Annotated in this window: 25 protein-coding genes; 12 read left to right on the top strand and 13 right to left on the bottom strand. The window is 69.0% G+C overall.

Translation table 11 applies throughout. The features are described from left to right. Nucleotides 1-64 precede the first annotated feature (64 nt). From RS82_RS05765 to RS82_RS05750, 4 genes are all read right to left on the bottom strand, one after another. Nucleotides 65-718: a polysaccharide deacetylase family protein gene (locus tag RS82_RS05765; RefSeq protein WP_052676711.1), complete on the bottom strand. Its 654-nt coding sequence runs from the start codon at nucleotides 716-718 to the stop codon at nucleotides 65-67. Continuing rightward, complete coding sequence (locus tag RS82_RS05760) at nucleotides 715-1,578, bottom strand: glycosyltransferase family 2 protein (RefSeq protein ID WP_045297594.1); 864 nt, start codon at nucleotides 1,576-1,578, stop codon at nucleotides 715-717. Before RS82_RS05760 ends, RS82_RS05765 begins: the two co-directional genes overlap by 4 nt. Nucleotides 1,579-1,811: 233 nt before the next feature. After that, nucleotides 1,812-3,353, bottom strand: a complete 1,542-nt coding sequence (locus RS82_RS05755) for a sugar transferase (RefSeq protein WP_045297593.1) — start codon at nucleotides 3,351-3,353, stop codon at nucleotides 1,812-1,814. A 344-nt stretch (nucleotides 3,354-3,697) separates the two neighbouring features. Next, a complete protein-coding gene (locus RS82_RS05750; RefSeq protein WP_052676710.1) occupies nucleotides 3,698-4,867 on the bottom strand; it encodes a polysaccharide deacetylase family protein in 1,170 nt (389 codons plus the stop codon). A 148-nt stretch (nucleotides 4,868-5,015) separates the two neighbouring features. On the opposite strand from RS82_RS05750, the gene RS82_RS05745 reads away from it, so the two are divergent. Further along, nucleotides 5,016-5,381: a hypothetical protein gene (locus RS82_RS05745; protein WP_045297591.1), complete on the top strand. Its 366-nt coding sequence runs from the start codon at nucleotides 5,016-5,018 to the stop codon at nucleotides 5,379-5,381. 27 nt (nucleotides 5,382-5,408) lie between these two features. After that, complete coding sequence (locus tag RS82_RS05740; RefSeq protein ID WP_045297590.1) at nucleotides 5,409-5,924, top strand: glycine cleavage system transcriptional repressor; 516 nt, start codon at nucleotides 5,409-5,411, stop codon at nucleotides 5,922-5,924. 11 nt (nucleotides 5,925-5,935) lie between these two features. Here the strand turns inward: RS82_RS05740 and RS82_RS05735 are convergent, their stop codons facing one another. From RS82_RS05735 to RS82_RS05725, 3 genes are read right to left on the bottom strand one after another with little or no spacing between them, the layout of a single operon-like run. Beyond that, on the bottom strand, nucleotides 5,936-9,769 hold the full coding sequence (locus RS82_RS05735) for an SCO7613 C-terminal domain-containing membrane protein (RefSeq protein ID WP_045297589.1): 3,834 nt from the start codon (nucleotides 9,767-9,769) through the stop codon (nucleotides 5,936-5,938). Beyond that, on the bottom strand, nucleotides 9,766-10,011 hold the full coding sequence (locus tag RS82_RS05730; protein WP_045297587.1) for a helix-turn-helix domain-containing protein: 246 nt from the start codon (nucleotides 10,009-10,011) through the stop codon (nucleotides 9,766-9,768). Before RS82_RS05730 ends, RS82_RS05735 begins: the two co-directional genes overlap by 4 nt. Further along, nucleotides 10,011-10,487 carry a DUF2975 domain-containing protein gene (locus RS82_RS05725; RefSeq protein ID WP_045297586.1) on the bottom strand — a complete coding sequence of 159 codons (477 nt, stop codon included), beginning with the start codon at nucleotides 10,485-10,487 and terminating at the stop codon, nucleotides 10,011-10,013. The genes RS82_RS05730 and RS82_RS05725 overlap by 1 nt, the downstream gene beginning before the upstream one ends. A gap of 148 nt (nucleotides 10,488-10,635) precedes the next feature. Here RS82_RS05725 and RS82_RS05720 point away from each other — a divergent pair, with 148 nt between their 5' ends. After that, nucleotides 10,636-11,196 (top strand): dihydrofolate reductase family protein, encoded by a 561-nt coding sequence (locus RS82_RS05720; protein ID WP_045297584.1) that lies wholly within the window; start codon nucleotides 10,636-10,638, stop codon nucleotides 11,194-11,196. Nucleotides 11,197-11,449: 253 nt separating this feature from the next. Here the strand turns inward: RS82_RS05720 and RS82_RS05715 are convergent, their stop codons facing one another. From RS82_RS05715 to RS82_RS05705, 3 genes are read right to left on the bottom strand one after another with little or no spacing between them, the layout of a single operon-like run. Next, nucleotides 11,450-12,958: a glycosyltransferase family 39 protein gene (locus RS82_RS05715; RefSeq protein ID WP_052676709.1), complete on the bottom strand. Its 1,509-nt coding sequence runs from the start codon at nucleotides 12,956-12,958 to the stop codon at nucleotides 11,450-11,452. A 16-nt stretch (nucleotides 12,959-12,974) separates the two neighbouring features. Next, nucleotides 12,975-14,810, bottom strand: coding sequence for an ArnT family glycosyltransferase (locus RS82_RS05710; RefSeq protein ID WP_052676708.1), 1,836 nt, complete (start codon nucleotides 14,808-14,810; stop codon nucleotides 12,975-12,977). Continuing rightward, on the bottom strand, nucleotides 14,807-16,054 hold the full coding sequence (locus tag RS82_RS05705; protein WP_045297583.1) for a bifunctional glycosyltransferase family 2/GtrA family protein: 1,248 nt from the start codon (nucleotides 16,052-16,054) through the stop codon (nucleotides 14,807-14,809). The genes RS82_RS05710 and RS82_RS05705 overlap by 4 nt, the downstream gene beginning before the upstream one ends. Nucleotides 16,055-16,289: 235 nt before the next feature. Here RS82_RS05705 and RS82_RS05700 point away from each other — a divergent pair, with 235 nt between their 5' ends. From RS82_RS05700 to RS82_RS05690, 3 genes are all read left to right on the top strand, one after another. Then, nucleotides 16,290-16,610, top strand: coding sequence for a PepSY domain-containing protein (locus tag RS82_RS05700; protein WP_045297582.1), 321 nt, complete (start codon nucleotides 16,290-16,292; stop codon nucleotides 16,608-16,610). Nucleotides 16,611-16,717: 107 nt separating this feature from the next. Beyond that, complete coding sequence (locus RS82_RS05695; RefSeq protein ID WP_045297581.1) at nucleotides 16,718-17,383, top strand: response regulator transcription factor; 666 nt, start codon at nucleotides 16,718-16,720, stop codon at nucleotides 17,381-17,383. Then, nucleotides 17,383-18,699, top strand: a complete 1,317-nt coding sequence (locus RS82_RS05690; protein ID WP_045297580.1) for a sensor histidine kinase — start codon at nucleotides 17,383-17,385, stop codon at nucleotides 18,697-18,699. Before RS82_RS05695 ends, RS82_RS05690 begins: the two co-directional genes overlap by 1 nt. Nucleotides 18,700-18,708: 9 nt before the next feature. Here the strand turns inward: RS82_RS05690 and RS82_RS05685 are convergent, their stop codons facing one another. Then, nucleotides 18,709-19,545: an undecaprenyl-diphosphate phosphatase gene (locus RS82_RS05685; RefSeq protein WP_045297579.1), complete on the bottom strand. Its 837-nt coding sequence runs from the start codon at nucleotides 19,543-19,545 to the stop codon at nucleotides 18,709-18,711. 180 nt (nucleotides 19,546-19,725) lie between these two features. Between RS82_RS05685 and RS82_RS05680 the strand changes: the two genes are divergently transcribed. The 3 genes from RS82_RS05680 to RS82_RS05670 are packed head-to-tail and all read left to right on the top strand — an operon-like array spanning nucleotide 19,726 to nucleotide 21,780. After that, complete coding sequence (locus tag RS82_RS05680; protein ID WP_245619527.1) at nucleotides 19,726-20,394, top strand: response regulator transcription factor; 669 nt, start codon at nucleotides 19,726-19,728, stop codon at nucleotides 20,392-20,394. Continuing rightward, complete coding sequence (locus RS82_RS05675; protein ID WP_045297576.1) at nucleotides 20,391-21,365, top strand: sensor histidine kinase; 975 nt, start codon at nucleotides 20,391-20,393, stop codon at nucleotides 21,363-21,365. The genes RS82_RS05680 and RS82_RS05675 overlap by 4 nt, the downstream gene beginning before the upstream one ends. Before the next feature lie 13 nt (nucleotides 21,366-21,378). Then, entirely contained in the window at nucleotides 21,379-21,780 is a 402-nt protein-coding gene (locus RS82_RS05670) for a hypothetical protein (RefSeq protein WP_052676707.1), read from the top strand. Between the two features lie 74 nt (nucleotides 21,781-21,854). On the opposite strand, the gene RS82_RS05665 is transcribed toward RS82_RS05670, so the two are convergent. Then, nucleotides 21,855-22,514 (bottom strand): phosphatase PAP2 family protein, encoded by a 660-nt coding sequence (locus RS82_RS05665; RefSeq protein ID WP_045297575.1) that lies wholly within the window; start codon nucleotides 22,512-22,514, stop codon nucleotides 21,855-21,857. Nucleotides 22,515-22,751: 237 nt separating this feature from the next. Here RS82_RS05665 and RS82_RS05660 point away from each other — a divergent pair, with 237 nt between their 5' ends. The 3 genes from RS82_RS05660 to RS82_RS05650 all read left to right on the top strand — a co-directional run bounded on the left by RS82_RS05660 (nucleotide 22,752) and on the right by RS82_RS05650 (nucleotide 25,677). After that, nucleotides 22,752-23,585 carry a COG4705 family protein gene (locus RS82_RS05660; protein WP_045297574.1) on the top strand — a complete coding sequence of 278 codons (834 nt, stop codon included), beginning with the start codon at nucleotides 22,752-22,754 and terminating at the stop codon, nucleotides 23,583-23,585. Nucleotides 23,586-23,650: 65 nt separating this feature from the next. Beyond that, nucleotides 23,651-24,331, top strand: a complete 681-nt coding sequence (locus RS82_RS05655) for a response regulator transcription factor (RefSeq protein WP_157005412.1) — start codon at nucleotides 23,651-23,653, stop codon at nucleotides 24,329-24,331. Then, entirely contained in the window at nucleotides 24,328-25,677 is a 1,350-nt protein-coding gene (locus RS82_RS05650) for a sensor histidine kinase (protein ID WP_045297572.1), read from the top strand. Before RS82_RS05655 ends, RS82_RS05650 begins: the two co-directional genes overlap by 4 nt. A 154-nt stretch (nucleotides 25,678-25,831) precedes the next feature. Here RS82_RS05650 and RS82_RS22025 read toward each other — a convergent pair. Beyond that, the coding region (locus RS82_RS22025; protein ID WP_157005214.1) for an integrase core domain-containing protein at nucleotides 25,832-25,939 on the bottom strand (108 nt) is incomplete at its 5' end.

Here is a 25,939-nt window from a genome sequence, read left to right as displayed (position 1 = left end):
AAGACGACGATCCGGCATCCTCGGTCGGGATGCCTCTGTCCAACGCTACCCCGTCCGCCGGGGATCACCGCACGCGCTTGACCGCGCTGGCCAGCACATTCCTTGCTTCGTGGAGGCCCGGTCGGCCCCTCGCGATCCGCGAAACCGATTCCACCGTGTCGTCGGCCGTGACGCTGTAGCGCGCCTGCAGCCAGGACGACTTCCGTGCGGGGAACCGGTCGCTGGTGAAGACCGTCCGGTAGCCCGCCGCCTTGAGACGGCGCAGCGCCGACCGGTCGTACCGGCCGAGTGGGAACGCCGCTTCGGAGATCTTCGCTCCGCTCGCTCCTTCGAGGGCGCTCCGGGCGTCGATGAACTCGCGCTTCGCATCCGCGCTGGTCAGGCCCCGCCAGGGGATGTGACTCCATCCGTGGGACCCGATCGACATCCCCTCGGCCCGCAAGGCCCGCAGGTCGGCCGCATCCAGGCTCGCCGGGTCGTCGAGCCGACCCGCCAGCACGAAGAACGTGGCCGTGAGTCCGCGCTCGCGCAGCGCGGGAAGGGCGATCTCGGCGTCGGAGCGGTTGCCGTCGTCGAAGCTCAGCGCGACGTCGGCGCGGTCCGCGACGGCGTCGAGCACGCCGAGGAAGACGTCCTCCTTCATCCAATACCGCGCCTCGCCGGGCTCCCGCTCGCGCTCGCACACACCGAGGCCGTGGAAGCAGAGATTCACCATCATCCGGTCGAGCCTATGAGATCCGGGGTCATCTGGCGCGTGCTCTCATCGCGGCCCCACGCGTCGGCCGTGTCAGGAGCGCGCCGCGCGCGGAGAGCGGCCGTCACGGTGATCACCAGGTAGGGAACGGCGGCGAAGACCAGGTGCGGGTTCGGCAGGATCACGTCGCGGAGCCACGCCCACTTGTCTGACGGACGGATCGCGACCGCGACCTCACCGCTCGCGGATGCCGAGCGCATCTCGGCGTTGCCGCGGCGCACGCGCACGAGCCGGTTCACGAGCGCCTTCGTCGTGCGTGGTGCCTCGACGACGACCTCCACCGAGGTCGCCTCTGCCTTCTCGGCAGCCGAGAACTGCGAGTCGAGGAAGAGGTCATCGGCGATCATTGCCGGGAACCGATCGAAGCGCCGCCGGCCGCTCTCCGACACGGCGATCATCCCGCGGCCGAAGAGTCCGTCGCGGAACACGGGCAGACGCTCGTTGATCGCGAAGTAGGCCCTGACGGCGAGGGGGCGTCCCGAGGTGTCCACACGGCGCCGGGGGACCGCCGCCAGCGCGCCCTGGTCGAGCAGTCGTTCCAGGGCGGCCACACCCCCTTCGGGGACTCGGATGTCGGCGTCGAGGTACACCCGGGGGTAACCGGTCGCCAGCTCGTCGGCGGCGTTCAGCGCGCCCGGCTTCCCCGGCTCGGGCCGGTCGATCACGGCCGCGCGGTGCTCGCGTGCCACCTCGACCGTACGATCGGTGCATCCGTTGGCGCTCACGATGATCTCCGCGTCCGTGCGGAGGCCGTTGCGAATCGCGTCCAGACATGACCCGATCACAGGCTCTTCATTGTGCGCTGCGATGATGATGCTCAGCATGTGTTGGCCCCCAGAGCCGTTGTCGTGACCTACCCCAGTCGGTCTGTTCGCTTGTCGTCGTGTGCGATCTGCACACTTTCCCCAGGGATCCGCGGCCACGCCCCCTTGGGGGAAGGGCACCGTCTCGGGTGGCCGCCAGTGCGCACTGGCGGGGTTCGACGGATGGGTGGCCGCGGATCCGGCTCATGTCGGCCGACGACGCCGTTGTCGTCGACCGAGCGCTGTGCGGGCCATCAGTACGCCCCCGTGGGGGCGATCATCACCTTGGCCGTGCGCCACATGATCATGAGATCGCTCGTGATGGACCAGTTCTCGACATACCGGAGGTCCAGCCGCACGCTCTCCTCCCACGAGAGGTCGCTGCGCCCGCTCACCTGCCAGAGCCCCGTGATGCCGGGCTTGATGAAGAGGCGGCGGTAGACCTTTCCCTCGTACTCGCGCACCTCCTTCGGCAGCGGCGGGCGCGGTCCGACGACGCTCATGTCGCCGATCAGCACGTTCCAGAACTGCGGGAGCTCGTCGATCGAGTACTTCCGCAGGATGGCGCCGATCCGCGTGATGCGCGGGTCGTTCTTCATCTTGAACAGCACACCGTTGCCGTCGCTCTGCGCCTCCAGCTCAGCGAGTCGCTCCTCGGCGTCGGCGCGCATCGTGCGGAACTTCAGGATGCCGAACTCCTGGCCGTCGCGGCCGATCCGCGTCTGACGGAAGAACACCGGACCGCCGTCGTCGAGCTTGATGAGCAGTGCGATCACCGGCATGACGATGAGCGAGAACGGGATCATCACCAGGGATGAGAACGCGACGTCGACTGCTCGCTTCAGGGCGTGCTTGCCGCCCTCGAACTCCGGGATCTTCACGTGGATGAGGGGCAGCCCGTCGACGGGACGCAGCGAGATGCGCGGGCCCGCGACGTCGGCGACGCGGCTCGAGATGATCAGCTCGGACGCCGTGCCCTCGAGCTCCCAGCTCAGGCGCTTGATGAAGTCGGGGTCGTCCTCTGGCCGGGTGGCCACGATGATCGTGTCGGCCTCGAGCGTGCGGGCGTGCATCGCGACGGAACTCATGGTCCCGACGACGTCGTGGACGCGGCCGTCGATCACGATCGGCTCGTCGCTCTGGTCCGATGGCGCGGCGCCGATGGTGACGTAGCCCGATCCGCGCTCGTCGAGTGTGCGCAGCACGTACTCGATGTCGTCGCGGCTGCCGGTGACGATCGCCCGCGACGCGTAGTGGCCGTACCGGCGCTGACCAAGCAGCCACTTGCGCCACAGCCAGCGTCCGACGAGGAGCGCGAAGAGTCCGGCGGGCAGCGCGGCGATGAGCTGCAGCCGCACCCCCTGCCACTGGAAGAGTACGAAGATCATCGCGATGACGCCGAAGGCGAACCCGGTGGCGTGGATCACGCGCTTGTACTCGGTGGCGCCGGAGCCGCTGATCGATGCAGCGCGACTCTGCACGAGCGCGAGGCAGAGCAGCCACACCACCGTCGTCAGCACAGCGACCCGCCCCACCGCGAACGCGCCGGTCGACCACACCGACGTGTCGATCAGGGCGGTGAGGGCGGTCGCGCTGATGACGACGACCGCATCGGTGGCCTGCAGACGGCGTGCGTAGCGGTGCTCCCAGAGGCGCCGCCGCTCGATCGCGGGCTCCGTCCGCGGCACCAGCGTCGTGAGCGGCTTCGTGGCGGTCGCGCGTGGGGTGAGGATCGGCGGGAACGCAGGTGCGTCCAGCCCGGTCACGGTACGTGCGCCGGCGTCGATGGCCGTCATCGTGCAACCCCCAGGCACGATGAGCGCACGGCATATGGATATGCCATTGCGATATTCCCCAGTTTTTTGCGGTGGCCGGGTAACCAGCCGCGTTATCCCCAGTGCGCCCACCGGATCCCCATCCAGTGCCGACATCGGATCCCAAACCCGATGTCATAGGAGAGCCCGAAAGCTCCCACGCAGTTGTCACAATACAGCGGGCGCATCGACTTAAGAAGCGCGATTGCTCAAGCTTCGCTGTGTTTCAGATCGTCCTGCTGTTGACAGAGGAGCCTGTGTCATCTCGTGTGATACACGATCACTGACGGATGCTGCGGCCCGCAGCATCCGTCACCCCCACGCGATCACCCGATGAGGTTGATCAGCGCGTCCAGTCCCATGCCGTAGTTGATGCGCACGGTGGGCAGTGCGAGCTTGTCGGTGCCGATCGTGACGTAGCCGGGCTCGATGGTGCGGGCCATCTCCCAGCCCGCCTGGCGCAGGCCCTCTTTCGCGGTGTCGTTGTAGTGCCCGAACGGGTAGGCCATGATCTCCTTGGCCCCGAGCACGCCGTACGACGCCTCCATGTCGGCCACGATCTCGGGCACCGAGAGGTTCGTGATGAGCCCGTCGCCGTTCGCGCCCGCGCGATGCATGTCGTGCGTGTGCGAGCGTCGCAGGACGTAGGGGTTCGGCGGCGGATCCTGCCGGTAGGCCGTGATCATGAACGAGGTCGTGAGCACCTTGTAGGTGGAGACAACGGGAGCCGCGAGGTCGAACCAGGTCTGGTCGGCGTCGTCGTCGGTGACGATCACCGAGTGGTTCGGCAGGAAGAGGCGTCCGTCGATGAAGGCCGACAGCTCGTCCCACGTGGGCAGGTAGAAGCCTGTCGTCGCGATGTGGTTCATGTGCGCGTCGAAGTCGCCGATGTAGGCGTAGTTGCCGCGCAGCCAGCCGCTCTCACCGCCGGGGTCGGCGGTGAACTGGTGGTACATGAGGATCGGGATGCGGGCGTTCTCGGCCGCATTCTGCTCGGGGCTCATCCACGCACCGTGCAGCGTCACGCGCTGGTCGGTGCAGACGACGGGTTCCGAGCCGTTCACGCGTCCAGGGATCGCGAACGCCGCGGCATCCGCCGGCGTCGCGTACCAGCCGGCGAACACGAGTCCGTCGCGCGAAGGGATCGGCAAGCCTGCGTACAGCGCGCCCTGCGTCTGCAGCATGGGTGCGTCGGCGATCCCGTCGCCCATGAAGCTCACCGCGCACGCCGCAGGGTCGGTGGTGGAAGCGAGCAGCTGCTCTTCGGGTGTCAGTGGCGTCGGGGTGGGAGTGGGCGTCGGCGTCGCCGATCCGGTGGCGGTGGGCGCGGCATCCGTCTCCTGGTCGTGGGCGCCCGCGCGTGCGAAGCCGATCGCCGCGACCGAGCCGCCGATCACGGCGAGCAGGACGACAGCGCCCGCGATGCCCGCGAACAGGCGCCGGCGACGCACCCGCTCCGACGGCCGTCGGGCGGGAGGTGTGCCGAAGGTGACCATACGACTCCCCGCGTCCGGACCGCGCATCCCCACGTGCGATCTCTGAAGCGGATGCTACCCGGATGCCGCGGCCCACTGCCCGACCGCGGTGCGGGTTGTGGATGATCCGCGTCGCCTGTCGGCGTCGGTGTCGGTACGCTCGTGTCCCATGCTGCCCGCGGACTGGATCGAGCACCGCCGCGCCGACGGCGAGATCCTGGGATGGATGCTCCCCTCCGGCGACGGCTTCCGCGTCTTCGACCTGCTCGGCCGCGAGCGCACGCCCGAAGGCGTGGGCGGCGTCGAGTGGCTCGCTGCCGAGGTGCTGCTCGAGCAGCTCGGCATCGGCTATCTCGCCGACCAGTGGACCCTCCGCCTCGCGGACGGCACCGAGCGACCGGTGCGGATCGCCGAGGCGAGCGCCCGCGGCGTCACCGTCGTCGCGGACGAGTACGGTGCGGCGTCCGCTGTCGGCGCCGATCCTGAGCGCTTCCGGCTGCCGTTCCCGGTGACGTCAGAGCTCGCCCCGCGCTGAGCGCGCGCGGTCGCTACCCTGACAGGTATGACGACGCTCGTGCTCACCCTTGTCGGAGGCGATCGAGCCGGTCTCGTGGCGGCCGTCGCCGATGTGGTCGATCGGCACGGCGGCAACTGGGAGAACAGCCAGCTCGCCGAGCTGTCGGGCGTCTTCGCCGGCGTCGTCGAGGTCTCCGTGGCGGCAGCGCGCGCGGACGAGCTCCGCGAGTCCCTGTCTGTGCTCGACGGGCTGCTCTCCGTCACCGTCAGCACAGGGGTCGAGCCTTCCCCGGAGGAGGCCGCGATGCGTCCGCTCACCCTCCAGCTGATCGGCAACGACCATCCGGGCATCGTCCGGGAGATGACGACGGTGCTGCGCTCCCACGACATCAGCATCGACCGGATGACCACCGAGACGCGTGAGGCGGCGATGTACGGCGGCCGGCTGTTCGAGGCGACGGTGACGGCCCGGATCCCGGCATCCGTCGATCTCGCCGCCCTCACCCGGGAGCTCGAGCGGCTCGCGTCCGAGATTCAGGTCGACGTCACCTTCGAGTCCTGAGTGCGCGGCGGTCAGGCGAGGTCGCGCAGCCGGGCCGCGAGGCCGGTGCCATCGCCCGCCCGCCGCTCGTAGCCGACCGCGATGATGAGCAGCACCGCGCCCACCACCGACAGCGTGATCCACCACGGCATCGCTTCGATGCCGCGGCCGATCTGCACCATGAACGCCAGCACGTTCTCGACAGGCAGCACGACGATCCCGATGAGGAACGGCGCGGCGAGACGCCGGGTGGCGCCCACCAGGATCGCGACCAGTGCGATCGCCATCACGAGGATCGCGCGCCACGTGCGAGGGTCGGTGTAGGTCGCCGCGACGGACGCGCTCAGCATCGTGATCAGACCGGGCGCCAGGAGAGGCCACGACCCCGTCCAGCCGGCGGGCCACGCCTGGAGCGACCTCGCGCGCGCGAACGGTGCGGGCCTTCGCAGTGCGAGCGCCCCCGCCGCGAGGAGGAAGAGCCCGAGCGGTAGCGAGAACCATTCGACGCGCAAGTCGCGAGGACTCCACGCGACCACCGCGGTCGTGAACGACACCGCGAACAGGAACCACACCGGGGGCAGCGCGGTCGGCGCCCGAAGGCCGCGTGCGGCCACCCCCACCATGAGCGTGAGCAGCGCCAGCAGCAGCGCCCACATCGTCCAGATGACGGACCAGTCCCGCTCGATCGCCGGCCAGGTCGCGATGCCGACGATCAGCACGGCGGGGGCGCCGAGCCAGCGCGTATGGGCGATCAGCGTCTCCGGTGTCGCCCCGCGGTGCAGGGAACGCGCGGCGCACGCCGCTGCCCCGCCGCCGACGAGCCCGAACACGAGCGCCGCGACGATCAGCGGATCCGTGGGCGCGGCATCCAGCCCCGTACCCCACCGCACGCCCTGCACCGCAGCGGCCGCGGCTGCGACGATCGCGACGGCGAGCGTCGGCGCGCGCAGCACCCGCAGGCGGCGCACACGCGGCGCGGACGCGCGAGACACGACGACGGATGCTGCCACCAGCGCCCACGCCGCGCCCACGAGCGCGTACGCCCGGGCGGGGAAGCCGGCGTCGATCGCGAGCGCGGGCGTCGCGGCATCCGTGCCGTCCAGCGCGAGTGCGATCAGCACGGGGACCACTGCGACGGCGAGCCCGACCGTGTAGAGGCCTGCCGCGGGGCGCCCGCGGGCGGTCAGCCACGCCGCCACGACGGCGACCCCGAGCGCAGGCGGCAGCAGATACGGCTCGAGGCCGGTGACGCCCACGAGGCCCCACGCGCTCCACAAGGCGCCCGTGAACGCCGCGCCGGCGAGAGGCCACGCGTAGTGACGCGGTGAGAAGAGTGCGGTCGCGACGAACCCGATGCCCAGGATCACGAGCACGAGCAGCGTGGTGGGCAGCCCCGCCGACGTGCGAACCAATGAGAGTCCGACGGCGATCACCGCCGTGAGGAGAGCGGATGCCTCGACCGCGAGCCCTGCGGCCCGCACGTGCGCCGCCGGCAGGCGTCGCGAGAGCGCCGCGGCGAGGAGGTCCGCCGACGCCAGCACGCCGGCGACGATCGCCGCGATGACGGGGAGCACGATCGGCGAGCCGCTCATCGGCAGCAGCTGCGCGCCGAGGCACACCGCGACCACCGCGACGGCGGGCACCAGGGTCGCCGCGGCGAGTGTGCGCACGACGATGCCGAGCCCCGGCCGCGTCGTCGTGACGAGTGTCAGGGCGAGGCAGAAGATCACCGCTGTCGACAGAGCGGTCCAGCCGCTGCGCTCGAACACCACCTGCAGCACGCCGATGGCGAAGGGCACGGCCGTCACGACGAGCACGGCGTACCACTCGCGCGACGGGACCCGGCGGGCGAACGTGACCGCGATGGCCACCGCGCCGGCGGCGCAGGTCGTGAGGCAGACCACCACGAGCGGATCCGCCCCCGCACGGGCGAGCGCCGTCGCGACCATGACCAGCGCGTAGGCGAACCCGACTCCCACGTGCACGAACCGGGCTGCGCGCGGCACCGTGAGCGCCAGCACGCCGAGGGTGGCGACGACGGCCGCGCCCGCCCACACCGTGAGGTCGTCGTCGCGCCACGACAGCACCGCGGCGAACACGACGGCCGCGTGCGCACCCACCACGAGCGGCATGCGGACGGCGGCCGGGGCATCCCGCAGCCGCGTCGTCGACACGGTGCCCGCGATGACCGCGGCGACGAGCCCGAGCGCGATGCGCGCCCACACCCCGAGGTCCGCCAGCGCGAGCACCGTGAGGAACGCGAGCACCGCGTACCATGCGCCGAGGAATCCGAGCCACCGGGTCCCGATCGCCGACGGCCGCCACGGCTCGACCGTTCCGGCGTCGGGGATCCGGGGCGCATCGGGTGCGTTCGGGGCGTACGGCGCGCGCCCAGAAGGCGCGGCGTCCGCCCCGAACCTGTGGGCAGGGGGGACGGATGCCTCGTCCCGGGTCGCAGCCGTCACCGCGACGCCGTGCGGGGTCGTGATGGCCGCGAACGACGCGAGCGACAGGGCCAGGGCCGCCAGCCCTGCTGTGAGCCCGAGCCCGGTCGCCGACACAAGGACGGTTCTCGGGCTGGCGATGACGCCCCCCAGCGTCAGGAGAGCGGTGAGCGTCGGGATCACGGCGACGGCCGCGACGACCGCGACGGCTCCGGCGAAGAATGCACCGCGCGCGATCATGCGATGCAGTGGGCTGAGCGCGCCCGCGACGACGAGCCCCAGGCCTGCGGCGACGGGGAACGCCGCGAGCCAGTAGCCTCCCGTCGCCGAGGCGAGCGGCAGCACCGCCGCGGAGGCGACGATCGCCCCACCGGCGAGACCGCTCCACAGCGCTCCCGCGAGGTGCCGGGCGGATGCTGCGGCCAGGCCGGCGATCGTGACCAGGGTCGCACTCGCGAGGTACGCGGGGGAGACGCCGGTGGAGGCATCCGCTGCCCACACCGTCACGAGCGCCGCAGCGGCGAAGCCGAATTGGACGACGGTGAGGGTCACGACCTCCGCCGTGAGCGGGCGGGCGAAGCCGGCCGACCCGCGGGACGCGAAGGCGACCAGGGCGCTCGCCGCGGCGGCGGAGGCCAGGCAGCCGGCTGTCGCCGCGAGCGCCGAGGGGGTCGCGAGGCCGAGCATCAGCGGGACGAAGGCCAGAGCCACGAGACCGCTCCAGAGCCACGCGCGAATGCCGGCGCGTGGGCCGAGTACCGCGAGGGCGCCGCCGGCGACGAGCGTCGACAGCGCGGTGAAGACCCATCCGTCCAGGCCGGGTGGAAGCAGCGCGAGCGCCGTCGCGATGGTGAGGGCGAGGAAGACCACGCCGAGAGCGCCGATCGCCTCGGCGGAGAAGCGCAGGCCGCGGCGCGCGAGGAGCGCCGATCCGCCGAGGAACGCCGCGGCGATGCCGCCGACGATCGCGGCACGCGGCAGCGGGTCTGCGAGGTCGGGGTTGAAGAACGTGAACACCACCGCCGCCACCGCGACGAGCCCTGCTCCCGCGACCGCGAGCACCGACTGCACGGTCGCGGACGGGCCGGGGCGTGAAGCGCCTGCGACGGCCGGAGGCGGCGCGGCCACCGGTGCCGATGGCGCGGCGGACGGGGCCGGGGTCTTCACCGCCGCTGCGATCGGGGCGATCGGCACCCGGTCGAGGACCGCCTGGCGCACGCGGAGCGCATCCACGGCGTCCTGAGACGCCGCCCACAGATCGCGGCCGATCGCGCCGCGGAAGTCCGCGCCGCATGCCGGGCACCGCCGCTCGGCGACGACGCCCGAGCCGCACACCGGGCAGCGCACGACGTCGAGCAGCTCCGCGATCGCCGTGGAGCTCCACGCCGGCGTCGCCCTGCCACTCGCCGTCGCTGCTGTCATGCCTCGCCCTCCGCCGCGGCGATCGCCGCCGGGTGGTCGTCGGGCACCCATTCGAGGATGTCGCCGGGCTGGCAGTCGAGCACCCGGCAGATCGCGTCGAGCGTCGTGAACCGCACCGCCTTCGCCCTGCCGTTCTTCAGCACGGAGACATTGGCGGGGGTGATCTCGATCGCGGCGGCGAAGTCGGTGACCGACATCTTCTTCTTCGCCAGCTGCACGTCGAGGTTGATGATGATCGGCATCACACCACCTCCGAGAGGTCGTGCTCGAGCTGCGAGGCTTTGCGCAGGAGGCTCCGCAGCACCACGATCAGCAGCGACAGGCCGGCGCCGACCACGACGCCGAGCAGCAGGAGCAGGGTGATGGACGGCGTCATGAATCCGGTGAGGCTCAGTGCGATGAGCGCGACGAGCACCAGGAACGTCGCGAACGCGACCGCCGCCAGACTGACATCGACGTCGGGGAACGCGCTCTCGCTGAAGATGCTGTCTTCGCGCACCAGCGACAGCAGCCGCCACACGCACACGAGCACCACCTGCACGCATAGCAGGAAGAGGATGCCGACGATGGTGCCTGGGATCTCGAAATAGGCGATCTCGGAGTAGCGGACCGCCGACTGCGCGGCGACGGCCGGAACCACGAATACCTGGCAGCACAGCAGCAGCACGAGCAGTGCCGCGATGAGGACTTTCAGGACGACGATCGTGGTGCGTTGCATGCGAGCCTGCCTATCGATAAACGGTACGTAGCTATCGAGAAACAATAGCCGCAGCATCCGTCCCCACCGCAAGTGGTGGTTGCTGACGATTCGCTGGCAACGCGGGAACGGTGGCCCGCGAGCGACGTGCCGGGTAGCCTGCCGACGCATGGGGTCACTCATCTATTTCAACTCCGCCTCGCTCGACGGCTACATCGCGGGTCCGGACGGCCGATGGACGTGGGCCACGCCGGACGCGGAGGTCCACTCGTTCGTGAACCGGCTGCTGGCTCCGGCACGCACTCACCTCTACGGCCGCAAGGTGTACGACGTGATGAAGGTGTGGGACGACATCCCGCTCGACGACCTGCCGCCCGCCGAGCGCGAGTTCGCTCTGCAGTGGCGCGACGTCGACAAGATCGTGTACTCGCGCCGCCTGGGCGCGGTCACCACCCGGCGCACCGAGCTGCGCTCCACGTTCGACGCCGACGAGGCGCGGCGACTGAAGGATGCCTCGGCCGACCCACTCGCGATCGGCGGCGGTCAGCTGGCCTCTGTGGCGGCGCGAGCCGGCCTCCTCGACGCGGTGCACGTCGTCTTCTGCCCCGTCGTCGTCGGCGGCGGCATCCGCTTCCTCGACGAAGGACTGCGGCTCGATCTGGAGCTGACCGACGAGCGTCGCTTCGAGAACGGCTTCGTGTATCTCGGGTACCGCGTGCGGCGGGGTTAACGAAGAAACCCCCTCCATGTAGAAGCTAGGAGAGGGTTTCAGTGGCTCCGACCGGCATCGATCCGGTGACCTTTCGATTTTCAGTCGTCGCTGAGGGCTTCCGTCTGGGGCGGATTCGGTCCGATATCCGCGGAATCACGCAGATCGGGTCTCTTCGCGAATCCGCCTCGATCGGGCCGGATCTGCGGCGTTCGTGGGTGAAATGTGGGCAAATCGGTGATCGTTGCGTGTGCAACTGATTGTGGTCATCGGGTCACTTCCTCGACAGGTGGTAGACGGTGGTGCGGTGGATGAGAACGGCGGAGTCGACCTGAAAGCCGAGTTGCGTCAGGAGCGCGACATCCGGCGGGACCGTCGTGCCCTGTGCGGCTTCCACCGCCCACGCCTCGCTGGTTCCTCGCATGCGTGATGTCGCGTCGGCGTTCGGGGCGACGGCGTCCCACAGGCCGGCTCGCTCGGCGAGCGGCGTCTGCAGGGCGACGTCGTCGACCGAGGCGAACGCGGCAGGGTAGAGGTCGAGCACGATGCGTGGGGCGCGTGACGGCTTTGTGGTCTGGTCGAACAGCACGGCTCCGTCGTGCGCGTGCTGCTGCACGTACTCCGCAACAGCCCGCCAGTCGCTCCCGCCGTCCTTCGCCCACGGCGTGCGCTGGCCGAGGTAGACGGGGACGGATGCCGCCACCAGCGCCGCGGTGAGAGCGGTGCTGATTGCGAGCCGGCGATGCGGTGCCGCGAGCTCGCCGATGGCCGCGACGCCGAGCGCCATGACCAGCGCGGCAGCGGGCACGCAGAACGACAGGTACCGCACGTTGTACATCGGCGACAGCAGGGCGTTGCCGATGAGCAGGGCGGCCGTCGGGATGAACAGCCACACGAGGGAGAACACGGTCGCTTGGAGTCGAGCCCCGCGCGGCAGCCGGCCCATGACAGCAAGGACCAGCCAGACGACTGTCGCGAGGATGAGCAACCACGCGACGACCGCGAGAACGGGATAGCCGAACCATTGCCGGGTGAGGACGTTCGCGGGTGTGGCGTAATGCCGCCGAGCGAGGAAGCCGATCTGCTGCCGTTGGAGAGATGCCACCAAGATGATCGGAACAGCCAGCAGCGTGGCGCCTCCCGCGGTCAGCATCCAGCGTGCGAGCGATTCCCGGTAGAGGATCGCAGCGACGACGCCGTGCACGACGAGCATGAGGCCCAGGTAGAGGAAGAGGTACATCGCGCCTGCACAAGCGATGCCGTACAGGAGCCACTGGCGACGTGAGGCATCTCGTGTCACCAGGCGGGTGAACAGCACCGTGATCCACACGGCGATCGCAGCGCCGATGGCATAGGAGCGCGCTTCGGCGGCCATGCAGGTCGACCGCGGCAGGATCGCGCAGACGGTGCCCGCGATGACGGCGATGCGGGTGCCGACGAACCGTCTCGCCAGGACGACCGTGCCGCCGGCCATCAGGCCGACGGCGATCGCGCTCGGAAGCCGGGTCGCTGCCTCGGACGTGCCGAACAGCGCCGTCCACAGCTTGAGAAGGGCATAGTACAGCCCGTGTACGCCGTCGATCTGCCCGAGCAGCGCCCCGAGGCTCGGCCATGAACGTGACGTCGAGAGGATGCTCGCCGCCTCGTCGCCCCAGTACGACGGGATCCACGACCCCGCGAATCCGACCATCGCACCGACGAACCCAACAACGAGCGCGGGGTGCGCAAGCCCGGCACGGATGCGCGAAGGGAGAGTGAGGCGAGGCGGGTCGCGCTGTAGCATCCGATTCCTCCCTCGATCAATAGGCAGTACGGTCGTCGCCACGCCGAGCCGCGTATAGGCCCAGGACTGGGTTCGTGTCCACCAGTTCGCTCATGGTGGACGTGTGGGCGGCAGCAGGCTGCGGGGAGGGCGGGGTCGTGAGGTCGTACATCGTGATGCCGGACTTTTGTTGGGGCGCGAAGTTCTGCTCGACCCACGATCGGATCGCGCCGTGGCCGGAGGCGATGAACCAATGAACCTGCCCGCTGGTGACGTACAGCTGGAACTGATCGAGAGTGGGCGATGGGTCCGTGCTCTTGAACCCACCGATCGCCATCACCGGGTATCCGCTCGCTAGCTGGTAGCGCGCTGCCCGCGGTGATCCGATGGTGGCCGCCACCCAGCGAAAGTCGCGACCGTTCTGGGCGAGAGCGTCGACCACCCTCGGATCCAGGCCGAACGTTGAGGAGCCGTCGGCGCTGTGAGGCGAGACCGCCGCGGCCCCGGAGCCGGCGTGTCCGACGCTCGCGATCGCGACGGAAGCAGTCACTGGCCCCGCCATCACGGCGGTGATCGCGAGGACGGCGGCTGTGGACGATCCCCACCGCGTCGTCGGCGCGACGCAGATCAGGGCCGCGCCGATGACCGCTGCAATGATGACGAGGACCTGCGCGGCGAGTGGCCCTCCGTCCGATGCGAGCAGCGCGCACCCCCAGATGCCGGATCCGGCAACCGTCGCTGCGAGGGTGAGCCGGCGACTCGAGTGTGCACGCTCGCGCCACAGGACGCTCGCTCCGATGGCCACGCAACCCGCGATGCTCGGCGCCGCAGCGACCGAGTAGTAGGCGTGGAAGATCCCGCTCATGGCGCTCAGTGCGGTGAGCGTCGTGACCATGCTTCCCCCGAGGAGAATCAGCGTGGCACGGGCGGGGTCCGTTCGCGGTGCCTTCCTCTGCCAAATCTGGGCCGCGACTGTCAACGCCAGTGCGGCGGGGATCAGCCAGCCGATGAGCCAGCCCGCGTTTCCGATGAGCAGTCTGTCGATCCCGGCGCCGGAGGGTGAGTTGTTGCCCTGCCCGCCGAAGATGCGTCCGAGCCCGTTGTAGCCGAGTGTCAGGCCCAGAAAGCTGTCATCCGAGGTGCCGCCGATCCAGGGACGTCGGCCGGAGGGCACCAGAGTCACGAGGGCGACCCACCAGCCGGCGGAGACCACCGCAGCCGTCATCGCGATGCCGACACCCCGCATCCGCTCACGCAGCCCTCCGTTCCCGGCCCACAGGTAGACCGCGAGGACGACGGGCAGCACGATGAATGCCTGCAGCTGCTTGGTGAGGAACGCGAGTCCGAACGCCAGCCCGATGAGCAGCGTCCACCGGATCCGATGATCGTCGAGGGCGCGGACCGTCGCGTAGAGCCCGATCGTGACGAGCAGCACGAGAAGAGCGTCGGGGTTGTCGTAGCGGAAGATCAGAGCAGCGGCAGGCGTCACGGCGAGGATCCCGCCGGCCAGCAGCGCCGTTCTCGCTGAGTGGTGGCGGCGCACCAACGCGTAGGTCACCGCAACCGTGGCGACTCCGAGGAAGGCCTCCGGAAGGAGCATGGACGCCGGGCTCACTCCGAACAGCCGACCGGACAACGCCATCAGCCAGAGACTGGCCGGCGGTTTGTCCACCGTGATCGCGTTCCCTGCGTCCGAGGATCCGAAAAGGAATGCGGTCCAGTCCACCGACCCGGCTTGCGCCGCCGCCGCGTAGTAGGCGTTGCCCCAGCCCGACTGCCCGAGTCCCGCCAGGTAGAGGGACGCTGCGCCAAGCAGCAGAGCCGCGAGCGCGAACTTCTCCCGGCGAGTCGAGCGTGCGGGCCGCGATCTCATCGCTGCGACCCCGCGGCGACTGCCGCGACGACCGACGCGCGGCTCGTCGTGGCGGCATCCGTCGTGAGCGGGAGGCGGAACACCCACCGTCGGAAGAGTGCGAAGCGCAGGACGGTCGCAAGCAGGTTCGCGACCGTCAGCACGAGAACCTCGACCGTGGGGCTGGGTTGTATCCACGCGGCGTGCAGAAGCAGGAGAGCTCCTGCCGACATCGCCCACGAGAGTGCGAACACGAGCAGTCCCTGAATGTGATGGCGCGTCATTCCCGCCCGTCCCTGGACGCCGAACGTGAACCGCCGGTTCGCGGCGGTGTTCGCGATCGCCGTCAGGAGGAGGGCGCAGAAGTTCGCTGCTTGCGCGGGCAGAAAGGAAGCGAACCCGACATACAGCACGGCGAAGGCGATGGTCGACATCCCGCCGACGAGGAAGAAACGCAGCACTTGCCCGAAGAACGAAGGCGTCCGGGATCGAAGAAGTGGCTTGCGGCCGAGTTCCGAGTAGATCGTCTCGATCGGTATCGCGCCGACGGCGATCGACCTGGCGATGCGCATCACCCCTTTGATGTCTGCCACCGCGGTTGCGAGGATGTCGACGCTGCTCAGTTCGTCATCGACCCAGTCCACCGGCACTTCGTGAATACGCAGCCCTGCGCGTTCCGCGATGACGAGCAGCTCGGTGTCGAAGAACCACCCGGTGTCGTAGACGTAGGGCAGGACCGCTCGGGCGACATCCCGTCGCAGGGCTTTGAACCCGCACTGCGCGTCGGAGAAGCTCACCCCCATCGCGCCGCGCAGGAGGAGGTTGTATCCGCGCGAGAAGAGTTCGCGCTTCGCTCCGCGAACCACCCGCGACGAGCGCGCGAGGCGCGTGCCGATCGCGACATCGGAGTGACCCGAGAGGAGCGGGGCGATGAGTGCCGGGAGCGCCCGCAGATCCGTCGAGAGGTCGGCGTCCATGTAGGCCACGACGGTCGCCTCCGAGAGCAGCCATGCGATCTTCACCGCGTGCCCGCGCCCCTTCTTCTCGAGACGCAGGACCCGCACGCAGGACAGCTCCTCGGCGAGCCGGGCGGCGACGTGTGCGGTCGAGTCGGTGCTGGCGTTGTCAGCGATAGTGATCAGCCACGGCACCGGGATGATCGAATCCAAGGTGCGGTGGAGTTCTCGCACCGCGGCCTCGAGTGAGAGTTCCTCATTGTGGACGGGAACGACGACATCCAGTCCCAGCGCACCGTCTGCGTTCATGCTCCGACTCTCGGGACTCGACCCGAGCGGACCATTTGAACGGGATCGCCGTGGGATGAGACAGTTCTCAGAATGAGAGTTCTCGCAGTGAGCGCATCCTCTCGGGCGCCGATCTTGACACTCCGCCGACCGTGCCGGCGGCCGCAGAGTTCTGACTGCAGGCTGAGCAGCTGACGCGGATTCAGTCTGGAGTCAGCGCCTCGTGAGTATCTTGCAGTTGTCGAAGGAGGATGTCATGGAACGTAGGAAGCGGATCGCACTCACCACCGCTGCTATCACGGTGGGACTCGTCGCGGGAGGAACCGGAGTCGCCCTGGCAGCGACGGTAGACGATGACTCGACAGAGACGTCGATCACGGGCAGCGCGCTCGACAAGGCGAGCGCTGCAGCGCTCGAGTTCGTCGGCGAGGGCAAGGTCACCGGCACCGAAGTCGGTGATGAGGAGAGCCTGTACGAAGTGGAAGTCACACGGAACGACGGGACGCAGGTCGACGTGCAGCTGGATGATGGCTTCGCCGTCGTCGGCTCCAAGGCTGACACCGAGGACGCCGGCTAGCTCGCTGCGAGACATGCCCGTGGGCCGAAGCCGTCGTACGCTGAGAAGCACCGTATGCCCCGACGACCTGCGGGTGGCTGCCTGCGCAGGTAACCTGAGGGGCGCGCGTGAAGGTACTCGTAATCGATGACGATGCGGCGCTGGTCTCGACGGTGGAGCGCGGGCTGATGTCGGAGGGGTTCACCGTCGAATCGGCGGACAACGGCATCGACGGTCTCTGGCGAGCGCGCGAGGGCAGCTACGACGTCATCGTGCTCGACATCATGCTCCCGGGAATCAGCGGGTACCGAGTGTGCGCCGACCTCCGCTCGGACGGCGACTGGACACCCGTGCTCATGCTGACGGCCAAGGACGGCGATCTCGACGAGGCCGAGGCGCTCGACACCGGCGCCGACGACTACCTGGTCAAGCCCTTCAGCTTTCCTGTGCTGGTCGCCCGGCTGCATGCGCTCACCAGGCGCGCCTCGCTGGGCGTACCGCCCGTCACGAATGTCGGGGCTCTGCGTGTCGACGTCCGTGCGCAGCGCGCCTGGATCGGTGAGTCCCAGCTGCCCCTGACGGCGAGGGAGTTCGACGTGCTCGTGTTCTTCCTGCATCGCACCGGCCGGCTGCTGTCGAAGAGCGACATCCTGGCCGGCGTGTGGCAGGACGACTTCGAGGGCGATCCCAACATCGTCGAGGTGTACGTCGCCCGCCTGCGGCGCAAGATCGCCGCGCTCACGAACACATCGGTGATCGAGACCGTGCGTGGCGCGGGGTACCGGTTGAGTTGATGGGCGTCCGTGCGGGTGTCTCAGCGATCGCTTCGATCGTGGTGCTGCTCGTGCTCACGGTCGCGGCGGCGGCGCTCGTCACCGCGCAGCGCGCCGTTCTGACCGACAGCGTCGACGAGGTGCTGCAACGTACAGCGCGGTCGATCTCCGACTCCCTTGATGCCGGCACCGGCGGCGAGATCCTTCCGGGCAGCGGCGATGAGGAGTCGTTCGCTCTGGTGTTGGACGGATCAGGTGATGTCATCGCGGCAACATCCGCGGCGCCGAAGGTCGAGATCGATCCGTCAGCGAGTCCGAAGAGCGCAACGGTGGAGATCGGACCTGACGCCGCTCGTTTCCGTGTGCGGGCAGAGCCTTACGGTGAGGACCTCACGATCCTGGTGGGGACGCCGCTGGATGACGTCGACGAGAGCGTGAGCGCGCTGACGCGGAGCCTGCTCATCGCCGTCCCGGCCACGACGGCGCTGCTCGGTGTGGTGATCTGGCTGCTGGTCGGCCGCGTTCTGCGTCCCGTCGAGCGGATTCGAGCCCGCGTCGCAGAGATCAGTGCATCCAACCTGGACCAGCGTGTGCCTGAGCCTGCCACTCGCGACGAGATCGCGCGGCTGGCTCACACGATGAACTCGATGCTCACCCGGCTCGAGGCGACGGCAGCACGCCAGCGACGTTTCGTCTCGGACGCATCCCATGAGCTCCGCAGTCCGCTGACGCGGATCCGCGCGGCCCTCGAGATCGATCTCGCCCACCCGGAGACGGCGGACCTGCGCGCAACACATCGGGGTGCCCTGAATGACGCCGCGCAGCTGCAGAGCCTCATCGACGACCTGCTCCTGCTGGCTCGACTCGATGAATCCGTTCCGTCGCGCACGAGCGCGCCGGTCGACCTGGACGACATCGTGCTGGAAGAGGTGCAGAACCATGGCCTCACCGACCTGACGATCGATGCCTCACGTGTCTCGGCTGCACAAGTCATCGGCGATGCCGGCCAGCTCACCCGCGTCGTGCGCAATCTGCTCGACAACGCCCTGCAATACGGCAGATCGCGGGTCGTCATCGAGCTCGCCGAGGACGACGAGACTGCGGTGCTCCGGGTGTCGGATGACGGTCCCGGCGTCCCACCCGGAATGCAGGAGCGCATCTTCGAGCGATTCGCGCGCGCCGACGACGCGCGAGCGTCCACTACAGGGGGAGCAGGGCTCGGCCTGGCGATCGCGCGCGAACTCGTCGCCCTGCACGGCGGTTCCCTCATCCTCGACGCCGATCACCGCGGTGGCGCCAGCTTCCTGGTGCAGCTTCCGGTCGCCGGCTCGCGGTGAATCCGCTTGTCAGGTCGCGCTCAGCACTCCGGTCAGCAGCAGCACGGAGATCAGCGCGGCGAGGCCGACGCGGTACCAGATGAAGACGGTGATGGGGTGGCGCGCGACCAGGCGGAGCAGCCACGCGATGGTGGCGTAGGCGACGACGAAGCTGACGACGGTTCCCACGATCACCGGTCCCCAACCCACGGCGGCGCTGACCGCCGACCCCTCGCTGACGCCTTCGAACAGCCCGGCGCCGACGAGCGCAGGGATCGCCAAGAAGAACGAGAGCCGCGTGGCGGCCACGCGACTCAGATCGCGGAACAGACCGGCGCTGATCGTCGCGCCCGATCGAGAGACGCCAGGGATCAGCGCGACGCACTGGACGAAGCCGATGATCAGAGCATCCTTGAGTGTCAGGCTCTCCTCAGGCCGGGTCTGTCTGCCGACGCGTTCCGCGACGTACATCACGACGCTCCACAGTGCGAGGCCGGCGACCACCACCCACAGATTTCGCAGCGGTCCGGCGATGAGGTCTCTCGCGAGGAAGCCGACGATGCCGACCGGAATCGAGCCCGCAATGACGTACCAGGCGAACCGGTAGTCGGGGTTCTGGCGCGCGTCACGGCTGAACAGACCGCTCCACCACGCGGCGATCAGGCGGCCGATGTCCGCCCTGAAATACAGGATCACCGCGAGGATCGCGCCGAACTGAACGATGGCGGTGAACGCCGTCACCCCGGGATCGTCGATCGACAGCCCGAGAAAGTTCTCCGTGAGGGTCAGGTGCCCCGTGCTCGACACCGGGAGGAACTCGGTGACCCCTTCGACGAGGCCGAGGATGACGGCATCCAAGAAGTCCATGCGGTGTCCGTTCCGTCGGTGGCAGATGGGCAACCGCGCTGTCGCTCATCGAGGCTATGTCGCCATATCGGTCGTTGCCGGCCGTCTGAACGAACTCTCAGAGTCAGGCCACCTCACGGTCGCGCGTTCCTCAGCACCGTTCGGGAGGATCCTGGCGGAGGTGTCATGCGGATCCTGTTAGTGGAAGACGATGCGCTGCTGGCCGCGACCGTGGCGCAGCTGCTGCGCGAGGCCGGGTACGCCGTCGACGTCGAAGGGGATGCCGGGTCGGCGCTCGTCACGTTCGAGATCGAGCCGGAGGATCTCGTGGTGCTCGATGTTCGGCTGCCCGGCATGCCGGGGGGCGGGATCGAGCTGTGCCGCCGGATCCGGGAGTCGGCTGCGGATGTCCCGATCCTCATGCTTACAGCCATCGGGGCCCGCGCCACGATCGTGCAGTGCCTGGATGCCGGTGCCGACGACTACCTGGTCAAGCCGTTCCACGTCGAGGAGCTGCTGGCCCGCATCCGTGCGCTCCTGCGCCGCGCACCCACTGCGCTCCCGCCGCGATTGACAGTGGGATCGCTCACCCTCGATCCGGGCCGCCGTGTCGTTGAGCGTCGCGGACGCGTCATCGCGCTCAGCCCGAAGGAATTCTCGGTGCTGGATTATCTGATGCGTCACCCGGACGCGGTCGTCACCAGCAGCGATCTCATCGACCATGCCTGGGATCGCAACTACGAGGGGTACAGCAACGTCGTGCCCACCTACATCCGCTATCTCAGGCGCAAGCTCTCCATGCCCGGGGAGGCAGACCCGATCGTCACCCACCGTGGCGCCGGGTACTCCGTGACGAGCGAGACCGGATGATCCTGCGACGTGCACGCTGGCGGCTCACGCTCGGGTTCACCGCGGTCCAAGTGCTCACCTACGCCGCCTTCGCCCTGGGCGTCTACGCGTTCGTCACGGCGACCTTCGACTTCGACGGCGTCGAGGACGGCGGGTCGGCGCCCACCGCCGAGGCGGGCTTCGCGACGCTGCGCACCGCTCTCCTGGTCGCCTTCGCCGGACTGCTGCTGGTCGCGCCACTGTCCAGCTGGATCCTCGCCGGAGTCGCGATGAGGCCCGTGGCCGCTGCGCTGGCCGCCCAGCGGCGGTTCGTGGACGATGCCTCGCATGAGCTGCGCACGCCGCTGACCGCGATCCAGGCCCAACTCGAAATGGCGCTCCTGCGGCCGCGGAGCGTCGCCGAGTACCGCGCCGCGTCTGAAGCGGCGCTCGCCGCGACGCACACCCTCGGCGCGATCGCGAACGACCTGCTCGCCGCCTCCGAGGATGCCGGCGAGCGGTCCGACACCAGCTTCGTCGCGGTCGGCGACGCCGTCGAGTCGGCGCGCGCGCTGCTGCGGCGACCGGAGCGGGTGACGGTCGGCGTCACCGGGCGGCCGACGGTCGAGGCATCCGCCGCAGCCCTGCAGCGCGTGCTGCTGAACGTGCTCGTGAACGCGTGCCGATACTCCGGCGACGACACGCTCGTCGGCGTGCGTGTCTTCGCACGAGGGCGCTGGGCGGTCGTGGAGGTCGAGGATCACGGCATCGGGATGACGCCGGCCGAGGTTCGCCACGCGTTCGACAGGTTCTGGCAGGCTGACCCCTCTCGGGGCGGCGAGGGCAGCGGGCTGGGGCTGTCGATCGTGCGGGACATTGTGATCTCGCTGCGCGGCCGTGTCTCGATCAGCTCGCGCCCCGGCGCCGGAACGACCGTGCGCCTGCGGCTGCCGCTCTCACGTTCATCCCACGATCGCCTTCGTAGCGTCAAGGCGACGGCAGATTCCGTCTGAAAGGAACCCACCCATGGAACCCGAGAAGAAGCAGCTCCCGATCGCCATCGGATCGGGCATCGCCGCCGCAGTCCTCGCGACGGGTCTCGCGATCGGCATCCCGACCATCGCGCAGGCCTCGTCGCCCTCGCCGACTACCACGGTCGGTGTCGAAGACGGCACGAACGACGGCGAGACGGCCGATGATCAGGGCGTCGAAGACGGCACGAACGACGGCGAGACGGCCGATGATCAGGGCGTCGAAGACGGCACGAACGACGGCGAGACGGCCGATGATCAGGGTGTCGAAGACGGCACGAACGACGGCGAGACAGCCGATGATCAGGGCGTCGAAGACGGCACGAACGACGGCGAGACGGCCGATGATCAGGGCGTCGAAGACGGCACGAACGACGGCGAGACCGCCGACGACTGACCGCACAGCCCGCAACGCCGACCGCGGACTCGCGTCTTGCGCGACGAGCGGTCGGCGTTGCGGTCTGTGCCGGATCACCTGGCCGACGGATCTTGCGAGGCCGCGACCGCCCGCCGCTGTGCGATATCGCGGATGCCGGTGATGAGCGCCCACGCGAGCAGCGCCGCCGATGACCCGAGAACAGCGCCCGCCAACACGTCGGTGAGCCAATGCGCTGCGAGATAGGTGCGGCTCCAGGCCATCATCGCGACCCACAGTGCGGCTGCCGCCCAGAGCATCGGTCTCCTCAGCAGCAGAGCGAGCACCACGGTCACGGCGGCGGCGAGCGACGTGTGTCCCGAGGGGAACGAGGTCATCGCCTCGGTGACCAGAGAGTCGGCCGGTCGCGGCCGGGCGAACGACAGCTTCAGGACGCTCGTGGTCGCCTCCGCAACCAGCATCGCGGCGACGACCGCCAGCGCGTCCCACGGGCGGTGGGCGATGAGCAGGCTCACCACGAGAACGATCCCGATGACGATCATCCACACCACTCCACCGATGACATCGAGGGCGCGAGCGACGGCGAGCCCGGCATCCGTCCGCGAGGCCAGCATGAGGTCGTGCCACCACGTGTCGACGGGCAAGGGCCCGTTTCCGAGGGCGTGGATGACTAGGCCGAGCAGCACGACGGCACTGAGGCCGGCGAGGCCGCCGACCACGATTGCCGCTCTCGACGGGGATCGGCGTGCGGGCATTACGCCTCCGAGTGTGTCGTCGTCACCGGGTGGGACGAGTCTGATGTCCACGCTAGAGCGGCGATCTGATCATCCGCGGCACCGGGCAGGGGCCGCGCCTGAGAGATCGTTCAGGATCGGGAGCCCGGGTGAGAGTTCCTTCAGGAACGGCTCCGAGCGGGGCTTCCTGAGAGAACGCTCACCCCCACCGACGCGCCCGCTGGGCAAACGCCAAGCCCACATCGGGAAAGTGACGGCATGACCAAGCCCATGCCGGAACACATCAGAACTATCCTCTTCAACCGAGTGCCGGAGGTGACCTTCGCCTTCTGGGTCATAAAGATCCTCTCGACCACGACCGGTGAGACCTTCGCCGACTACCTCAACCTGGATGTCGGCCTCGGCCTCACCGTCACAACCTGGATCATGAGCGTGCTGCTCTCCGTCGCCCTTGTCGCGCAGTTCCTGACGAGGCGCTACAACTCCGGGATCTACTGGACCGTCGTCGTCCTGATCAGCATCGTCGGCACCCTCCTCACCGACAATCTCACCGACAACCTCGGTGTCGAACTCTGGGTCAGCACCGTCATCTTCAGCGCCGTGCTCGCGATCACCTTCGGGATCTGGTTCTCTCGCGAGCGCACGCTGTCGATCAAGACGATCTTCACTCGTCGTCGCGAGGCGTTCTACTGGATCACGGTCCTCTTCACATTCGCGCTGGGGACGGCCGCCGGTGACCTCATCTCAGAGGGACTCGGGCTCGGATACCTGGTCGGCACGATTCTCTTCTCGGCGCTCATCGCGGTGATCGTCGTCGCGCGATTCGCGTTCAAGGCGAACCTCGTCTTCTGCTTCTGGGCGGCGTACATCCTCACCCGTCCCCTCGGTGCATCGATCGGCGATCTCCTCTCGCAGGCGCCCGCCGATGGCGGATGGGGCCTCGGCACGACGGTCACCAGCGTGGTCTTCCTCGCCATCATCGTGGTCATCGCGGCGTATCTCGGCATCAAGGTCCGTCGCCAGCGGGCTGAGGCGGTCAGCGAGTTCGGCGGCCCGGTTGCCGTTGCGAGCTGGGCGCAGGTGCCGGCATAGCACCATCCATGGTCGGCCGTCTTCCGTGCTCCGCCGTAGGATCGCAGCAGGGAAGGGGTCGGCCCATGGCATTGCGAATCTTGACAGTCGAAGACGAACCCGAGATGGCTGACCTGCTTGCCCGCGGCCTCCGCTCCGAGGGATACAGCGTGGATGTCGCCGACAACGGCATCGATGCGCTGACCCTGGCCAAGGACGGCAACTATGACATCGCCGTGCTCGATGTCATGCTTCCCGGGATGACGGGAATCGAGGTGTGTCGTTGGCTGAGACGTCAGAACGATGGCCTCGCGATCATCCTGCTCACCGCCCGCGACGCGGTCGACGACCGCGTCGCGGGACTTGATGCCGGAGCGGACGACTACCTGACCAAGCCGTTCGAATTCGCGGAACTCGCCGCACGGCTGCGCGCTTTGCGGCGCCGGGACGCGATCGGCACCGCACGCCTCGACATCGGCGGGCTGCAGATCGACATGCTCCGACATGAGATCTCGGCCGGTGGGCGGGAACTCCGCCTCAGCCGCACCGAGTTCGACTTGCTCCGGCTTCTGGCGGTGAACTCGGGACAGGTGATGCCCAGGGCCGAGATCCTCGACTCGATCTGGGGATCGGCGAGCTACATCGACGCCAACATCGTGGACCAGTACGTCAGCTACGTCCGCCGCAAGCTCGATGCCGTCGGTGCGCCGGTGCGCATCGCGACCACTCGCGGGGTCGGCTACGAACTCGTCGCCACCGGCTCGTGAACCTGTCGCGGCTGTCGATCCGGGCGCGCATCACCGGCGGCAGTCTGCTGATCGCGATCCTGATCTCGATCGTGGCGGGCATCGTGATCTTCGCCCAGGTGCAGCGCATCGTCAGCGACGGCCAGGAGCGACTGCTCGAAGGCATCGAAGGCCCGTACGTCACCGCCATCCACAGCGGAGACACGGAAGAGATGGACCTGCCCGGGCCGGGCCAGTTCGTCGCGGTCGTCGACCCGACCGGGCAGGTGGTGCTCAATACCCTTCCCAACGGGCTCGCCGACGCGGTGACGACGATCGCGGGCGAACCCGATGGGGTGCGGACGATCGGCGAGGACTATCTGGTGCGATCCACCTCGGTCACCACGGCCGACGGCTTATGGCATGTGATCACCGCCAGTATGAACGACGACGAAGTCCTCAGAGAGGTGGCGCTCTTGCTCATCGGCAGCCTCACGGTGATCAACCTCGCGTTCGGGGCGGCGGCGTGGCTGATCGGCTCCGCGGCGCTCGCGCCCGTGACGCGCCTCCGGCGAAGCGCCGAAGAGCTGGTGGCGGCGCCGGGCACCGACTTGCTTCCCGTCGGTCCGGCGAAGGATGAGATCTCGGAGCTGGCTTCCACTCTGAACGAGCTGATCGGCGACCTGCGCACATCGGCCGAGCGCGAACGACAGATCGTGTCGGACGCAAGCCATGAGTTCCGGACCCCGCTCGCCATCATCCAGACACGCCTCGAGCTCGCGCAGCGTCAGGCGACCAGCCTCGCCGACATGAAGGCCGACGTCACCGCCGCGCAGAAGACGGTGGCGCGGCTGTCGTCCCTGGCCACATCGATGCTCGAACTGTCGCGAATCGACTCCCAGGCCGAGCCGGGGCGCGCGTCGATCGCCGAGCTTGCGGCCGAGCTGGCGGATGCCGCGGACCGCGGGCGTCACCGGGCGGCGGGTCTCGGCATCCGTATCGACTACACCGCCGAGACGCACGACGACGACGCCATCGCGTTCGTCAGCGAACCCGACTTCGGACGCGTGTGCGACAACCTGGTCGGCAACGCGCTGGACGCGGTGGGGGAGGAGGGCACGATCGAGATGCGCCTCGTGCAGGAGGCGGGGTCCATTCGCCTGAGTGTGAGCGATGACGGCGGCGGCATGGACCCGGCCTACGTCCCGCACGCGTTCGATCGCTTCTCCCGCGAGAGCACGGCGCGCACTCGCGGCGGGGCAGGATTGGGGCTGTCGATCGTCGCGGGGATCGCTTCCGTCTCCGGAGGAACCGCGACACTCGACAATGTTCCGGGCGTCGGCCTGCGCGTCGACGTCGCATTCCCCGTCGCCCGCGTCGAAACCTAGGGACGTCCACTCCCGGCGGACGATGGCGCGGGCAGGCCGCAACCCCCTTGCCCCGCCGGGAGTTCTGCCACGAACCGTGCCGGTGTGAGCGAACGAACCCTCTCTGCGGGGTAACAAAGGGCGGTGGATGCAGCTCTGTGCAACTGACGGAGCCCTATGACAGTGGGGCCGCTGCTTTCTGCTTGAGGCGCTCGTAGGGTGTTTGGCCGCCGAGGGCGCCGTGGGGTCGATCGTAGTTGTAGTGGTCTTCCCATTGTTGGAG

The organism is Microbacterium trichothecenolyticum (genome assembly GCF_000956465.1).
Classification (GTDB): domain Bacteria; phylum Actinomycetota; class Actinomycetes; order Actinomycetales; family Microbacteriaceae; genus Microbacterium; species Microbacterium trichothecenolyticum.
The sequence above is the reverse complement of the archived record's forward strand: the minus strand, read 5'-3'. Positions and strand labels throughout refer to the sequence as shown.